The sequence below is a fragment of the Streptomyces sp. NPDC037410 genome (assembly GCF_055602235.1).
This window is the reverse complement of sequence record NZ_JBVJWR010000051.1, coordinates 1-1,140: the sequence shown is the minus strand read 5'-3', so window position 1 is coordinate 1,140 and position 1,140 is coordinate 1. Positions and strand designations below refer to the sequence as shown.

Below are 1,140 nucleotides of genomic sequence, written 5' to 3'. Positions count from 1 at the left end.
TTACGGGAGGTTGCGGGCCATGACGATGCGCTGGACCTGGTTGGTGCCCTCGTAGATCTGGGTGATCTTGGCGTCGCGCATCATGCGCTCGACGGGGTAGTCGCGGGTGTAGCCGTAGCCGCCGAGGAGCTGGACGGCGTCGGTGGTGACCTCCATGGCGACGTCGGAGGCGAAGCACTTGGCGGCGGCGCCGAAGAAGGTGAGGTCGCCGTCGACCCGCTCGGACTTGGCGGCGGCCGCGTAGGTGAGCTGGCGGGCGGCCTCCAGCTTCATGGCCATGTCGGCGAGCATGAACTGCACGCCCTGGAAGTCGGCGATCGGCTTGCCGAACTGCTTGCGCTCCTTGACGTAGCCCTTGGCGTAGTCGAGGGCGCCCTGGGCGATGCCGAGGGCCTGGGCGGCGATGGTGATGCGGGTGTGGTCGAGGGTCTTCATCGCGGTGGCGAAGCCGGTGCCCTCTTCGCCGATCATGCGGTCGGCGGGGATGCGGACGTTGTCGAGGTAGACCTCGCGGGTCGGGGAGCCCTTGATGCCGAGCTTCTTCTCCGGCGCGCCGAAGGACACGCCCTCGTCGGACTTCTCCACGACGAAGGCGGAGATGCCCTTGGAACGCTTCTCCGGGTCGGTGACGGCCATCACCGTGTAGTACTCCGACACGCCGGCGTTGGTGATCCAGCGCTTCACGCCGTTGAGCACCCAGTAGTCGCCGTCGCGCACCGCGCGGGTCTTCATCCCGGCCGCGTCCGAGCCGGCGTCGGGCTCGGACAGGGCGTAGGAGAACATCGCGTCGCCCTTGGCCAGCGGGCCGAGGTACTTGTGCTTCAGCTCCTCCGAGCCGGACAGGATCACCGGCAGCGAGCCCAGCTTGTTGACCGCCGGGATCAGCGAGGACGAGCCGCACGCGCGCGCGACCTCCTCGATCACGATCACCGTGGCCAGGGCGTCCGCGCCCGCGCCGCCGTAGGTCTCGGGGACGTGCACGGCGTGCAGGTCGTTGGCGACCAGCGCGTCCAGGGCCTCCTGCGGGAACCGGCCCTCCTCGTCCACCGCCGCCGCGAACGGAACGATCTTCGCCTCCGCGAGGGCACGCACCGACTCCCGGAGCATGTCGTGCTCCTCCGAGGGCCGATACAGGTCGAA

1 protein-coding gene is annotated in these 1,140 nt (G+C 69.2%); it reads right to left on the bottom strand.

Annotation, left to right across the window (positions count from 1 at the left end; translation table 11 throughout):
- On the bottom strand, positions 1-1,140 hold a 1,140-nt coding region (locus tag ACZ7HT_RS36880; protein ID WP_471174128.1), incomplete at its 5' end, for an acyl-CoA dehydrogenase.